Consider the following 13,939-nt stretch of genomic DNA (forward strand, 5'->3'; position numbering starts at 1 on the left):
CAGCCATGAGCTTTGAGGTATTAGCTACAAGAGGCACACAAACGGCTGATGAATAAATAGCTCACCCCTCACAGCTCAAACCTCAAACCTCACGGCTCAGAGCTCACAACTTTTATACAGATGAAAAAGATACTGTTGATAATATCGTCCTGTTTTCTGATGATGGCCTGTTCGGAGGAGTTTCTGAACCGCCAGCCGGAAGATGCACTCTCGCCGGGTGCTTTCTACAAAAACCAGGCACAGGTGAAGGCCTCATTGGTAGGCTGCTACAAGGTGTTACAATCCATCTACAACCAGACCGATTTCCCGTTGGTGCCGGAGCTGATGTCGGATGACGGTAAAGACCGCTTTCGAACCGATGTCTGGCAGACTTTTAAAAAGACCAATGCAGATTCCAGGATCAATATCTGGGTCAATAACTATAAGATGATTGCCAATGTCAACACCCTCCTGGGGGTGATTGAGACTTACAAGGCCAAGGATGCGGCTGAAGAGAAGCAAATACTGGCGTATAAAAGCGAAGCCATGTTTTTGAGAGCATTGGCCTATTTCAATCTCGTCCGGATCTATGGCGATGTTCCCCTGGTCAGCAAGAGTTTTACCGATCTCAACACCGCCTTTGGTATCGGCCGGACTCCCGTTGCGGAAGTCTACAGTAAGCTGATTGTCCCCGATCTGGAATTTGCAGCCGCCAATGCATTGAAAAAGAGCGAACTGAAAGGGGAAGAGGCCCGGGCTTCGAAAGGCGCAGCGCTCACCATGCTCGGTAAGGTGTACCTGACGCTGAACAATCACGCAAAGGCAGCCGAAGTGCTGAAAAGACTGGTAGAAGACAATGAAGCCGGTACCTACGCGCTGTTGCCTAACTACCAGGATGTATTCAGCTCAACCAATAAGTTTCACGCAGAGTCCATTTTCGAGGTAAATTTCAATGTGGCCGCGGGGCAGCCAAGCTATTGGTTCCGGTGGGTCAACAACGATGTAGGACTCATCTGGGGCGTTTCCGGGGCTACCAACCTTTTGGTAGAACATAACCTGATGCGGGAGTTTGTTAACAGCGGGGAGTCTATACGTTACAAGACGACTGTGGATTCCGGATACATCGCTTCCAGTACGATACCCATTCAGGCCTGGGTGATCAAGCACTGCCCGCCGCCGGCCCAACTGAAGCCTTTCAATAACACGGGCACCGATAACAATTGGGTGGTAACCCGTTATGCCGACGCGCTGCTTATGTATGCGGAAGCACTTCTCGCACTTGGCAGGAAAGAGGATGCCGCTAAATATGTCAATATGGTAAGGGTAAGGGGGAAAGTGCCGCCGATTACTGCGGCCGGCCTTGATCTTGACGCCATTCTCCATGAGCGCCGAATGGAGCTTGCTTTCGAAGGGCACCGGTATTTCGACCTGGTTAGAACCGGCAAGGCAATTCCGGTCATTACCAAAGCGTTGATGACGCCATTGGATTATGATACGAATATAGCCATCTCCGGGCCTATTTCTGAAGAGCAGTTAATTCTGCCGATCCCGGTGGCTGAGATTGAAAAGGACCAGACACTTCCGCAAAATTCAGGTTATTAAAATAGTAATGAACAGGCATGAAGTGTGAGGTACCCGAATACATACGGATCGCTTACCGGTCTCCGGGCGCGTACCTCACACCTCAACGCTCAAAACTTTTATACAAATGAAGAACATCCTGTGCAGTTTTGGAATTATGGCCTTAATGTTTCTTACTTCCTGTCTGAAAGAAGATATCATAGAGACACCGGGAGTGAAAGAGGTTAAAATTTATATGACTGACAAAGCCGGTAAAGATTCACTTGTGACCGAGGTCCCCAGTGGGAAGCCCGTTAAAATCGTCGTAGGAACCGATGCCGATATGTGTTCCGTATGGCCGGGCGGCATACGTGAAATTATGAAGAAGAAGGTGAGTACAGATGGCGGCGTTACCTTTCCGGACTCAATTGATATGTTTAATAACCCGGTCCTGGTTAAAAGTGATCTTTATTCCGACTACGGGTTAGTAGGTGCCCGCGGGTTGAAAACAGCATTGTCGGCAGAAGGGTGGTACTGTTCTTATACCTATCCCAAGCCGGGGAGTTTCGACCTGGTAGTTGTGGTCACCAATCATGGGTACGACAGCTACAACTTCAAGCCGGCAGTTGTGCCGATAGGCAAAATAGACGTTCGGTAGCCGCCCGCGAATGGTCGGGCACTGGCTGTTTGGTCCGGGAGAGAAGCTTGCTTTACTCCCGGACTATTTTTTGTGGCTTCAGGTACCCCTTTGTTTATGCGCGCGGGTCAGGCATCCGGATTTAGCCTGAGTTCATTCAGGTGTTCCGTAATGGAAGATACCTCGCTTTCCGAAAGTGAAAGCTCAATCGCTTTCGCATTGCTGATGGCCTGGGTGGCATTTCGGGCGCCGCATAGAAGTACGGTAATCCCGGGCTGGGCCAGCGTCCATCTGAGCACCAGCTGCGAAAGGCTCACCCCTTTTTCGTCCGCAATCGGCTGGATGGAGTCTAAAAAGCGTTGAATACGCGTAAGATTTTCGTCTTTGAAATAAAATAGCCCGGCCCGGTGATCTCCTGCTGCGAAAACATGCCCCGGGTGGATTTTACCGGATAAAACCCCCCTTTCCATCGGGCTGTAAGCCAGAATGGATTTCCGGTTTTCAATACAGTAAGGCACAAGCTCTTTTTCAATCCCTCTCTTGATCATGCTGTAAGGGACCTGGTCGGAAACCAGGTTGATGTGCTTTGCCGCCTCTTCCATTTGCGTGGCATCGTAATTACATACCCCGGCGTGGCGTACCTTACCTTGCCTGATGAGGTCCGAAACGGTATCCATGGTCTCCGCGATGGGCGTGCTGGTGTCGGGCCAGTGGATCTGGTAAAGGTCGATGTAGTCGGTTCCGAGCAGGCGGAGGCTATCTTCCACCTCCTTGATAATACCTTCCCGGCCCGCATATTTATGCATGTTGATGTCCTGCCCCTGGTTGTCCTTGCTTTTAAAGTGAAATACCCCTTTGGTAGTATCCCAGCGAAGCCCATACTTGGTTAGAATCTGCACTTTATCCCTCGGCAACTCCCTGATCGCCTTGCCTACAATGCGCTCACTCGCTCCTTGTCCGTATGCGGGCGCGGTGTCAATACTGGTTACACCGTGGTCATAAGCTGCTCTGATAGCTTGAATGGCGTCTTTTTCTTCGTTTCCGCCCCACATCCAGCCCCCGGCCGCCCAGGCGCCGAAAGTAATGGCCGATAGTTTCAGGTCTGAAGTGCCGATAGATGGATATTCCATAAGTCTGGTGGTATATTAAGCGTTGAACCGGTAATCAAATACGCGAATATACCAATCAACGACTGGTAAACCCAATGTTTCCCGTAGCCGGGCTAGGCTATTTTCTGCAGTTCGGTAAGCTTGTGGTAGACCCCGGTCGGCTGATCGAGCAATTCATAGTGATTTCCCTGCTCAATAATCTCACCATTCTGAAGGACCACAATCTCATCGGCCTCCTTGATAGTGCTGAGACGGTGAGCGATCACCAGGGTGGTCCGGCCTTTCATCAGGTTATTGAGCGCGAGTTGAACCGACTTTTCTGACTCTGTATCCAGGGCGGAGGTTGCCTCGTCGAGAATCAGGATGGCAGGATCCTTGAAGACAGCCCGGGCTATGCTCAGCCGCTGGCGCTGTCCGCCGGATAACCTGATGCCTCTGTCGCCGATGATGGTGTCATAGCCGTTCTCAGTTTGCATGATGAACTCGTGCGCATTGGCAACTTTGGCGGCTTCTATCACTTTTTCACGGTCCGCATCCGGGTACCCGAGCGCGATATTGTTGAAGATGGTATCGTTAAACAGGATAATTTCCTGGGTAACAAAGCTCATATTCGACCGGAGCGATTCCATCTTGATTTTGTTGACATTAATGCCGTCGATCAGGATGTCGCCCGCGGTGGCTTCATAGAAGCGTGGGATCAGGTCGGCAATGGTTGATTTTCCAACCCCGGACGGGCCGACCAGCGCGATGATTTTTCCTTTCGGGATACGGAGCGAGACATTTTTAAGGACAGGGCGGTCAGAGTATCCGAAAGAAACATTTACGAACTCTATCTGGGCTTCGAAAGATTTCATTTCTACCGCGTCAGGCGCGTCTTCAATTTCCACGGGTTTGTCGAGAATCTCGAGGATGCGCTCCCCGGAGGCTTGTCCGATCTGGATGGTGGATAAAGCGGTGACAATCGCCTTGGCGGGCCTGAGAACCTGTGAAAAGATAGCGATGAACGCTATGAAGGAGCTAGCCTGCAGGCCGTTTGTCCCTTCGAGCACGAGTGAGCCGCCATAGATAATGATACAGGCTACCACGAAAACCCCGGAAGCCTCGGAAAAGGCCGGCGCCAGTTCCCGTCTTTTGAAGTTGGAGAGGCTGGCTTTCCTGTAGAAGTCGTTCTCCTCGCTAAAGCGGTTGATAAGGAAGTCGGTAGCATTGAACGACCGGATGATGCGCATGCCGAGAAGTGTTTCATCAATCATGGTGAGCAATCGACCGGCGGAAGCCTGCACTTCGCTGGCCTCCTTCTTAAGGCGCTTGGTGACGGCGGCTATCGATACCGCGGAAAGAGGAATTACAAACAACGTAAAAAGTGTCAGTTCAGGGCTGATTGCGAAGAGCGCTATAAAGTAACCGAGCATGACATAAGGCTCCTTGAAAATCACCTCCAGCGAGCTGGCAGCCGCGCCTTCAACGCCGTAAACATCATGATTAAGCCTTGAAATCAGGTCGCCTTTGTGCTCCTTGGTAAAATATCCGAGATGAAGGTGATTGATTTTACTGAACAGCGCTTCGCGCAATCGCTTCACCAGCAAGGTCCGCGCGTTGATCATACTTCTCTGCGCGAGATAACGGAAAAGGTTCGTCAGGATCACGGCCAGTACGATCATTGCGGCCAGGAAATAGAGCGCGTTTTTCGGGTTAGTCGACTTGAAACTATAAACCAGGTGGTAGAAGTAGTCTTTGAAATAGGCGGCAGAAAGCTGGAAATCAGGCGCCTGAATGTACTTTTCATGCCCGGCCACCGAGTTGGGGTCGAACAGGAAGTTGAGAAGCGGAATGATTAGCGCGAATTGAAATACACTGAAAAAGACGCCCAGAATGGTGAACGTCACAAAGGGAACAATGAATTTTCGGAAAGGCTTCGCGTATTTTAGTAACCTCAGGTAAACTTTCATATGGGTTCGTCCTGCATACCATGCAAGGACTTTATGTTAATGACAAAGAGCCGACTTCTACAGAGAACGATAAACCTCTATATATTGTTTTGCGGCCTTGTGCCAGCAGAACGAATTTGCTCTTTCAATAATAGCATCCTCCATGTTTTTGGAGCTGTATTCCTGCATTCCGTTTTCAAAAACGTTCTGCATGTGGGTTTCCGTAAAGTCGGAGAAGTAAAAAGCTGCATTGCTGCCGATTTCGGGAAGCGAGGTCCGGTCTGAAAGGAAAACCGGCTTGCCTACCGACATCGCTTCCGCTACGGGCAGGCCGAAGCCCTCAGCGATAGAGGGAAAAGCGAAGGCATAGCAGTTGCGGTAATACCAGGATTTCTCGGACTCGTTGATGCTGCCGAGCAGGCGGAGGTTGTCTTCTACCCTCAACCTCCTGGCAAGCGACCAGATGTCATTAAGATAGCTCCTGTCCTGTGTCACCCCTGCAATAAGCAATTCCAGGTGGCGGTTAAATTTGAGCAACGGCAGCAGCACGTGAAAGTTTTTCTTACGGCAGATGGCGCCCAGCGAAAATAGGAACGGTTTCTTGGGGTGGTACGAGCGGCTGTCCAATTGCGGGTTACTCAGGTGGTTGTTCCCGTTATGAATCATATAGACCGGTTTGTCGCCCACTCGGCAGTGGTTGAGCACATCTTTCTTGCAGAATTCCGAAATGCAAATGATAGCGTCGCTCCTGTCTATGTTGTCCTGGAGATGGTTGAGGTGTTTTTTTGTTTTCCTCGGATTTTTTTCCTCGTAAAGGAAATTTAAATCGTGGATAGTCAACACCACTTTAATTCTTTTATTACGTCTTGGGAGGTAATTCGAGCTCTGGTAAGTAGCGTGCCACACGTCATACCCATCCAGGGCGGGCATCCAGAATTTTTGCATTGAATTCTGCATAATTCTGTTTTGACGGCTCCATAAATTCGCGTTTTTATTGGGAGAAAAGAAGGTTAATTTCTCCTTTTCTCCGTCAATATTTTCAACAAGATGATTGCCGAGCTGATAGCAGAAATGATACAGGCCTGAATGCTCATATTTCATTCTTTCGCAATCAAATATGATATTTTTTAGCATATGTTATGAACTAAAAATTCACATAAAAATACCGTTCAAAACCCATGATAAGGCTTTTGAAAACATAAGAATTTCTATGAGGGTGTCCGGGTGAGTAATAGGTGTATTGTTACCGGATTATCCGGTGCTCCCGATTTTTTGTAGGTGGCTATTACTTCCCTTTTGTTAAACTCTCCGGCTTTCGGTTCATGGCTGGGAACCCCATGCAGAGTTAAATAAGCTTTTGAACGTTTTCAAGAATAAATAGTTTTTTGTGTTTTTCTGTGGTTGTTATAAAATCTGGGTATTTGCCGTACTTAATGGTAAGAGTTGTTCGTTGTGTAAATGGTTGTAATAAAATTTAAAAAAATAATGTGCCGTATGAGTCCGTAGATATGAAACGTAAACTGAAACTCCTAAATTATGTCATCCGTTATTTTAGATTGCGATTTGATGAGATTTCCCAATTCCGGGCTATTTCATTATTGTAAGAATCTGGGTGAGAACATTGTAGCTGACAGCACTGACGGGCTTGACGCCCCATTAACCATGTATGTTCCTTCGACTGCAGCCACTGCCTTCGAAAGGAGTTCTATACGCACTATTGTCGAAACTGCCTGGCACAAGGTATGGAAGCCTTTTCTACTGGATTGCAGGGTGTGGCACGCACCTTTTCAATCCGGTCGGATGGTGCCTAACCGTAAGCTTTTCAGGCATATCAGCACCGTATTGACCATACATGACCTGAACGCACTGCATGAAGACAAGCCGGAGGAAGAGCAGCTCCGCAGCGTCAGGCATGTCCAGAAAATGATTGACCAAAGCGACGTTGTCGTATGTATCTCAGAGTTTACCAGGAAGGATGTGGAAACGCATTGTAACCTGGGCCGGACCAGGCTGAAAGTGATTCCCAACGGGATTAACCCGCTCGCAGCCCCCAGGGCATCCGTATTGACCTATAAGCCCGAGCGGCCTTTTTTGTTTGGAATCGGGTATGTGAACCGCAAAAAGAATTTTCACACGCTTGTAGAGCTCCTGCACCGGCTCGAAGGCTGGGAAGTAGTAATTTCCGGCCGACTGGATGAGCCTGAATATATCGCTTCTATCCAGGAAGAGATTGAGCGGTTGGGACTGACGGACCGCTTTCATCTTACAGGGCCGGTGAGCGAAGAAGAAAAGAGCTGGTACCTGCACCATTGTACCGCATTCGTACACCCTTCACTTGCCGAAGGCTTCGGGCTGCCCGTGCTGGAAGCAATGTCCGCCGGGAAGCCGGTTTTCCTTTCTGACAAAACCTCGCTTCCTGAAATAGGTGGCGACGCGGCTTTCTATTTTCGGAATTTCAAACCCGATTATATGGCTGAAGTTCTTCATGACGGGTTGGAGAAATTCAACACGAATCAAATGGAATCTGTAGTGAAAAGTCATGCCAATAGTTTTAGTTGGGGAAGAACGGCAGATGCCTATGCCAGAATTTACAAATCTCTGCTTTGATTTTCGGGATACCGGCCAATTACTTAAAAGCCGCGAATTGTTTTCTGCGGTTGTATGTTGTGCGCGGCATTTCAAATAATTTTTGTCATCATCTTTCAAACGGTTATAGGATCCCGGGGATCATTACAGGGTCTTATTACTTTACATATACTGCTAAACACCAAATTGATCAAATGGAAGTTGTCAAACCGAACGTCGAAAGTTGGAATGCCGCACAATTAAAGGATTCCGGCAGAAGAAATTCCGAACTATGCAAGACGGCCCACTTTAAACTGGATTGGTATAAAAAATGGTGCGACGCCATCAGGGAAACACCCCGGTTGCATCGCAAGCAATGGGAGTATGTTTACATTTTGCAGGCACTTCACGAACGCGGATGTCTGCGCGAAGGAAAGCGCGGTCTCGGCTTTGCAGTCGGTACAGAGCCGCTGCCTTCGGTAATGGTGGGGCACGGCTGTACAGTAATGGCGACCGACCTGGACTATGAAAGGGGGGAGTCGCTGGGATGGGATTCCGGCGATCAGCTGTGCAAGGGCTTAAATTCTCTCAATGAGCGAAAGATCGTGCCGGATGAAGTTTTCGGACAGAAAGCCGACTACCGCGCAGTCGATATGAATGCCATCCCTCAAGACCTGACCGGCTATGATTTTAACTGGTCCAGCTGTTCCTTCGAGCACCTCGGTTCGATTAAGAAGGGCTTGAAGTTCTTAAAAGCCCAGCTGGATACCCTGAAACCAGGAGGATGGGCAGTTCATACGACAGAGTACAATGTGTCGTCCGAATTTGATACCACTACAGAGCATCCCAACACGGTTATTTTCCGCCGGAGCGACCTTGAGGAATTTGCAGACTGGGCTGAACGAGAGGGACATTATGTTGAAAAATTAGATTTTTCACTTGGTACTTATCCTACTGACTTTTCGGTAGATTTGCCTCCCTACGTCTCAGAGCCGCACGTGAAATTGCTTTTGCATGGATATGTGGTTACTTCTATCGGGCTTATCATCAGAAAAGGAGACGCGGGTAAAAAGAAAACCTTTTGGTCTCGCTTGACCGGTACCTAAGACTTCAGGTCTGTGTTTGCATTTTGGAAAATCAAGGGGCGGCAGTTGCGATCGCCCGAAGCAGGCCGGCAGGTTCGGCACAAACCAATCCTTATGAATCCATTATTGGACCTATCAGATATTAATCGGCTGACCAGCTACGAATTTGAGTCGGTCTGTCGTGGCTTTTCCAGTTTTGCCAGGCTGGAAGGGCGCACGGGGCTGACAAGAGTGCTTACCAAGTATAAAATTTTTGTAGATATCAACGACATCAGCCTGGTCCCCCATTTGGTGATGGACGGGTTCTGGGAGACGCCGGTCACACAGTGCCTTGCGCGCCTGGTCCGGCCGGGGGACACCTGTATCGATGTCGGTGCTCATCTCGGGTATTTTTCGGTGCTGATGTCGGCGCTAGCCGGCGGGTCCGGGAAGACCCTGGCTATTGAACCCAATCCCCGCATTGCAAGTTTGCTGAAAAGGACTTCCGAAATTAATCATCCCGGCTTCCGGGTTTGGGAGGGAGCGCTGAGTAATCTTTCCGGTCGCACCGAGATCCACATCCCGAGGCTGCATACCGGGGATTCCAGCCTGCTGGTGCGGAAAGAGGCAGGGGAGGAGGGCTTTATCCGTGAAGAAGTGGCGGTGGATACACTCGACCGGCTTTTGCCTGCTTTCGGATTAGGCCAGGTCGATGTGATGAAAATCGATGCTGAAGGAGCGGAACCGCTGATTTTTAAAGGGATGCCCGAAACATTGTCGGCAAATCCCGACCTTAAAATCGTGATGGAGTTTAGTCCCGGGTTATACCACGACGCGCGGGAATTTTCACGGATACTCTCGGAAAGGTTCGATGCCTATACAATTGAATCAGGGTTCCGTTTCGTACCGTTTCACATAACCGAGTTCCTGGAGAGCAATGAGGCAGGGACTCACACAGATCTTTTGCTATTGGCAAAAGGAGCCCAGATGCCTGATGATTAGGCCGGTTACGCGTTTGCGGATCTGCGACCGGTTGCAGGTTGCCTAAAAAAACAAGGGCGGATGTTGTCGGTAATATTGTTTTTCTTACCTTTGCAGTCCTTTAAAAGGGGAAATAGCATTGTTAAACAAAATTCAGGTCGGGTGACCGCCGGTCTGATGTAAGGAGGTCCTTAGAAGAACTAATTTATGGCAAAGAATTCAGCAAGCCAGGGTAATCCCGATTTTGATTGGGATTCAGTAGATCAGAGGGGTTTTGGACATGGATACTCAAGCGCGGAACGCGAGCGTTTGGAGAACGTTTACGGTGAGACTTTATCTACCATTCAGGAAAAGGAAGTCGTAAAAGGAACAGTCGTAGGTATTACCGACCGCGAAGTAATTTTGAATATCGGTTTCAAGTCTGACGGTATCGTCTCGTTTAACGAGTTCCGTGAGATCGCAGGGTTGAAAATCGGTGATGAAATAGAAGTGTTCGTTGAAAGCCAGGAAAACGCGCAGGGTCAGCTTGTGCTTTCCCGCAAGAAGGCGAAAGTGATTACCGCATGGAGCAATATCCACAAATCTCATGAGGAGGATCTGGTAATCGAAGCCAACGTGAAGCGCCGTACCAAAGGTGGTTTGATCGTGGATATTTTCGGGATCGAGGCATTCTTGCCGGGATCGCAGATTGATGTGAAACCTATCAGGGACTTTGACGTGTTTGTTGGCAAAGTGATGGAGGTTAAGGTAGTGAAGATCAACAACACGAACGATAACGTAGTAGTGTCGCACAAAGTGTTGATCGAGAAAGATCTTGAGGAGCAACGTCAGCAAATTCTTACCAACCTTGAAAAAGGTCAGGTACTGGAGGGTGTAATTAAGAACATGACCAACTTCGGGGTTTTCATCGACCTCGGCGGTGTGGACGGTCTTCTGCACATCACAGATATTTCATGGGGACGTATCAGCCATCCGTCAGAGCTTTTGTCGCTTGATCAGAAGCTTAACGTTGTGGTACTCGACTTTGATGACGAGAAGAAGCGTATCTCTCTTGGGTTGAAGCAATTGCAGGCACATCCCTGGGATTCTCTCGCAGAGGATATCCAGGTTGGGTCGAAGGTGAAAGGACGTATCGTAAACGTTGCAGATTATGGTGCTTTCCTCGAAATTCTGCCGGGTGTCGAAGGTTTGATCCACGTATCGGAAATGTCCTGGTCGCAACACCTGCGTAACCCGCAGGAGTTCCTTAAAGTAGGTGACGAAATCGAAGCGGTCATCCTGACCCTCGATCGCCAGGAGCGCAAGATGTCACTCGGTATCAAGCAGCTTACTGAAGATCCCTGGAACCAGCCTGGTTTGAAAGACAAGTACGCTGTTGGTACTACGCATACAGGACTTGTACGTAACCTGACTAACTTCGGATTGTTCATCGAGCTTGAAGAGGGTATCGACGGTTTGGTACACGTATCGGATCTTTCCTGGACCAAGAAAGTGAAACATCCTTCGGATTTCGTTAAAGTTGGCGAGAACCTGGACGTAGTGGTACTTGAACTGGATACGGAGAACCGTCGTCTGGCCTTGGGTCACAAACAGCTCGAAGCCAATCCTTGGGATACTTTCGAGTCTATTTTTGAAGTAGGCAGCGTTCACCGCAGCACAATCGTTTCAAAAGGTGATAAAATAGCTGTTCTTGAATTACCTTACGGTATTGAAGGAATCGCTACGATCAAGAACCTGGCGAAAGAAGACGGTTCGGTTGCCGAGGTAGGTGAGAGCCTTGACTTCGTAGTGCTGGAATTCTCGAAAGACGACAAGAAAATTGTACTTTCACACAGCAGATCATGGCAGCAGCCTACAGAAGCCGAGAAGACTTCTAAGAAAGCATCGGGTACAAAGTCTGAGAATGTGCTGAAAGAGGCTGAGAAGTCTACGCTTGGCGACATCGATATTCTTTCTGCTCTGAAGACCAAGATGGAGCAGTCGGAGAAGAAAGCCGCAAAAGCTGCAGCCGGTAAAGGCGATAGCGACGAAGCTTAATTTTCGAAAAATATAGCCGGAGTTCACCGAGGTTAATTCGAACCTGAACTCCGGCCAACGGTTCCGTGGCCGAGTGGCTAGGCAGAGGTCTGCAAAACCTTGTACAGCGGTTCGAATCCGCTCGGAACCTCTGAGTTGCAAGTCCAGATTCATTTGAGTCTGGACTTCTTTTTTTGGTCAACGCCGATAGAGGTTTATCGTAAAGTGTCGTTTCCGGTTTGGTCTAACCACGGAGGGCACAGTGAGCACAGAGGTGTTTGAGCCGATGGAATGCTCACTTTCCTGTTTATTTTATCCTCGGATGATTCTTTTGTTCCCGCGAAAGCTTTGTGTGCTCCGTGCACTCTGGGGTTTTTATTTTAACCCATGGAAGCATACAGTATTTGTTGGCTATTTACTGTTCCGGAATTCAGTACTGCTTCCTGGTGTGGAGTTAGTTTCAAAAACGCTTTCGGCTGCCCTCGATTCCGCGGTATTTTCGACGCCTATTTCCCTCAGTTGTGCGGAGCAGATCCGGTTGCGTATGTATGGTTAACGTGTATCCTTTTATTATACCGTTTGAGGGGCTTCCGGCAGGCGGGTTTCCTGGTTAATTTGGGGTTAATAAATATAAATATTCTCAGAATTGATCCCTGTCAAGGCGGGGGGCTTCATTCCTTTAGATTAGAAGTGATATAAATAAGACTCTCCCCTAAAATAAGGTATCAATACTTTTGCGGAAAGGAAATCGTGCATTAGTTTTGCGGGATAAGTATAATGTATTGTGGACTATGAATTCAATTTGTAGGAATTTTTACTCTTTACGCAAGCGCCCGTACCCGACAAGTTTTTTACCCAAGTGTACTTCCGTTCTTTTAGTTCTGGTGTTTTTGGTTTTTGCCAATACGCCGATTTTGCGTGCACAGGACGCTGAGGCGCCTGCTGCAGCCGCTGCCGGAGGCCTTGAAGGTGACGTAGCAGTAGGCGAGGCGCTTTTCAAATCCAACTGTTCTTCGTGTCACGAAACCGGGACGACCAAATCGGTAGGACCAGGTTTGAAAGATGTGCACAAAAAGCACGATTTCCAATGGTTGGTCAAATGGATTCATAACTCCCAGTCGATGGTGGCTGCGGGCGATCCGGCTGCACTGAAAATTTACAATGAATTTAATAAAATTCCTATGACGAGCTTTCCGACCTTATCGGAAGACGAAATCAAAGGAATTTTGGCGTATATAGAAAGCGCTAACAACCAGCCGGCCGCCGCCGCCGCTACAGGAGCCGTTGCTGCAGGCGCGGCGCAGTCGGAAGGCCCGTCCACTCTGTTTGTGGTATTGCTGGTTGTTCTGGTTGTGGTGGTAGTACTGCTTTCGATAGTTTTGCTTGTGGTGTTGAATTTACTGTCCAGGTCGGTAGATGGCGGCCGGGAGGTAAAGAAGTCCGGGGAAAGCTTCGGAAGTCTTTTGGGCAGAGCGGCCCGGCACCCTGCGATCCTTTCAGCGACCGCCTGGGTATTTGTTTTGCTTGTTGTCAAAGTAACACTTGACGGAGCCTTCAATGTAGGTGTTCAGCAGGGTTATGCACCCAAACAACCCATAGCATTCTCGCACAAGCTGCATGCAGGAGAATATGAAATCGATTGTAACTACTGTCATACCGGTGTGAATAAAAGCAGGGCCGCTACTATTCCTGCCGCCAACATCTGTATGAACTGCCACGGCGTTATCAAAAGAGAGTCGCCTGAGATTCAGAAAATCTACGCTTCTATACAGAATAACCAGCCCATTGAATGGGTACGGGTACATAACCTTCCGGATCTGGCCTACTTCAACCACTCACAGCACGTAAATGTCGGTGGGGTCGAGTGTGAAACCTGCCACGGAGATATCAAGAAAATGGAAGTTGTTGAGCAACGCTCCTCACTTACCATGGGATGGTGTATCGATTGTCACAGGACTACCGACGTGAACGCCAAAGGAAATGCATACTATGACAAGCTTGTACAGGTGCATGGCGAAGAAGGAAAAGGTACCTTGAAAGTTGCAGATATTGGTGGTTTGGAATGTTCTAAATGTCACTATTAAGAAATTTGGTTGATAG

At 48.7% G+C, this 13,939-nt stretch carries 10 protein-coding genes and 1 tRNA gene; 8 read left to right on the forward strand and 3 right to left on the reverse strand.

Annotated elements, in window-relative coordinates; all coding sequences use genetic code 11:
• Positions 1 to 120 precede the first annotated feature (120 nt).
• Both ABD852_RS21895 and ABD852_RS21900 read left to right on the forward strand, forming a co-directional pair.
• The gene (locus ABD852_RS21895) at positions 121 to 1,581 is read left to right on the forward strand and encodes a RagB/SusD family nutrient uptake outer membrane protein (RefSeq protein ID WP_345032846.1); all 1,461 of its coding nucleotides are present in this window, start codon (positions 121 to 123) and stop codon (positions 1,579 to 1,581) included.
• Positions 1,582 to 1,687: 106 nt separating this feature from the next.
• The gene (locus ABD852_RS21900; RefSeq protein WP_345032849.1) at positions 1,688 to 2,197 is read left to right on the forward strand and encodes a hypothetical protein; all 510 of its coding nucleotides are present in this window, start codon (positions 1,688 to 1,690) and stop codon (positions 2,195 to 2,197) included.
• A 107-nt stretch (positions 2,198 to 2,304) separates the two neighbouring features.
• Here ABD852_RS21900 and ABD852_RS21905 read toward each other — a convergent pair whose 3' ends face one another.
• From ABD852_RS21905 to ABD852_RS21915, 3 genes are all read right to left on the reverse strand, one after another.
• Positions 2,305 to 3,306: an aldo/keto reductase gene (locus tag ABD852_RS21905; RefSeq protein WP_345032851.1), complete on the reverse strand. Its 1,002-nt coding sequence runs from the start codon at positions 3,304 to 3,306 to the stop codon at positions 2,305 to 2,307.
• Positions 3,307 to 3,398: 92 nt separating this feature from the next.
• Complete coding sequence (locus ABD852_RS21910) at positions 3,399 to 5,234, reverse strand: ABC transporter ATP-binding protein (protein WP_345032853.1); 1,836 nt, start codon at positions 5,232 to 5,234, stop codon at positions 3,399 to 3,401.
• Between the two features lie 57 nt (positions 5,235 to 5,291).
• On the reverse strand, positions 5,292 to 6,170 hold the full coding sequence (locus ABD852_RS21915; RefSeq protein WP_345032854.1) for a glycosyltransferase family 4 protein: 879 nt from the start codon (positions 6,168 to 6,170) through the stop codon (positions 5,292 to 5,294).
• Between the two features lie 609 nt (positions 6,171 to 6,779).
• On the opposite strand from ABD852_RS21915, the gene ABD852_RS21920 reads away from it, so the two are divergent.
• The 6 genes from ABD852_RS21920 to ABD852_RS21945 all read left to right on the forward strand — a co-directional run bounded on the left by ABD852_RS21920 (position 6,780) and on the right by ABD852_RS21945 (position 13,923).
• Positions 6,780 to 7,820 carry a glycosyltransferase family 4 protein gene (locus ABD852_RS21920; RefSeq protein WP_345032855.1) on the forward strand — a complete coding sequence of 347 codons (1,041 nt, stop codon included), beginning with the start codon at positions 6,780 to 6,782 and terminating at the stop codon, positions 7,818 to 7,820.
• Entirely contained in the window at positions 7,817 to 8,884 is a 1,068-nt protein-coding gene (locus ABD852_RS21925; RefSeq protein WP_345032856.1) for a class I SAM-dependent methyltransferase, read from the forward strand. The genes ABD852_RS21920 and ABD852_RS21925 overlap by 4 nt, the downstream gene beginning before the upstream one ends.
• A 93-nt stretch (positions 8,885 to 8,977) precedes the next feature.
• Positions 8,978 to 9,844 carry an FkbM family methyltransferase gene (locus ABD852_RS21930; RefSeq protein WP_345032858.1) on the forward strand — a complete coding sequence of 289 codons (867 nt, stop codon included), beginning with the start codon at positions 8,978 to 8,980 and terminating at the stop codon, positions 9,842 to 9,844.
• A 186-nt stretch (positions 9,845 to 10,030) separates the two neighbouring features.
• Positions 10,031 to 11,860 (forward strand): 30S ribosomal protein S1, encoded by a 1,830-nt coding sequence (rpsA, locus tag ABD852_RS21935; RefSeq protein WP_345032860.1) that lies wholly within the window; start codon positions 10,031 to 10,033, stop codon positions 11,858 to 11,860.
• Between the two features lie 59 nt (positions 11,861 to 11,919).
• Positions 11,920 to 11,990, forward strand: a tRNA-Cys gene (locus ABD852_RS21940).
• A gap of 640 nt (positions 11,991 to 12,630) precedes the next feature.
• Entirely contained in the window at positions 12,631 to 13,923 is a 1,293-nt protein-coding gene (locus tag ABD852_RS21945; RefSeq protein ID WP_345032861.1) for a c-type cytochrome, read from the forward strand.
• The last annotated feature ends 16 nt before the right edge of the window (positions 13,924 to 13,939 follow it).

Source organism: Ravibacter arvi, from assembly GCF_039540405.1.
Lineage (GTDB): Bacteria > Bacteroidota > Bacteroidia > Cytophagales > Spirosomataceae > Ravibacter > Ravibacter arvi.

Excerpts from the sequence above, each read along its gene's own strand:
- ABD852_RS21900 (WP_345032849.1), top strand. The coding sequence starts at position 1,688 with ATGAAGAACATCCTGTGCAGTTTTGGAATTATGGCCTTAATGTTTCTT.
- ABD852_RS21905 (WP_345032851.1), bottom strand. The coding sequence starts at position 3,306 with ATGGAATATCCATCTATCGGCACTTCAGACCTGAAACTATCGGCCATT.
- ABD852_RS21895 (WP_345032846.1), top strand. The coding sequence starts at position 121 with ATGAAAAAGATACTGTTGATAATATCGTCCTGTTTTCTGATGATGGCC.
- ABD852_RS21930 (WP_345032858.1), top strand. The coding sequence starts at position 8,978 with ATGAATCCATTATTGGACCTATCAGATATTAATCGGCTGACCAGCTAC.
- ABD852_RS21910 (WP_345032853.1), bottom strand. The coding sequence starts at position 5,234 with ATGAAAGTTTACCTGAGGTTACTAAAATACGCGAAGCCTTTCCGAAAA.
- rpsA (WP_345032860.1), top strand. The coding sequence starts at position 10,031 with ATGGCAAAGAATTCAGCAAGCCAGGGTAATCCCGATTTTGATTGGGAT.
- ABD852_RS21945 (WP_345032861.1), top strand. The coding sequence starts at position 12,631 with ATGAATTCAATTTGTAGGAATTTTTACTCTTTACGCAAGCGCCCGTAC.
- ABD852_RS21915 (WP_345032854.1), bottom strand. The coding sequence starts at position 6,170 with ATGCAGAATTCAATGCAAAAATTCTGGATGCCCGCCCTGGATGGGTAT.
- ABD852_RS21920 (WP_345032855.1), top strand. The coding sequence starts at position 6,780 with ATGAGATTTCCCAATTCCGGGCTATTTCATTATTGTAAGAATCTGGGT.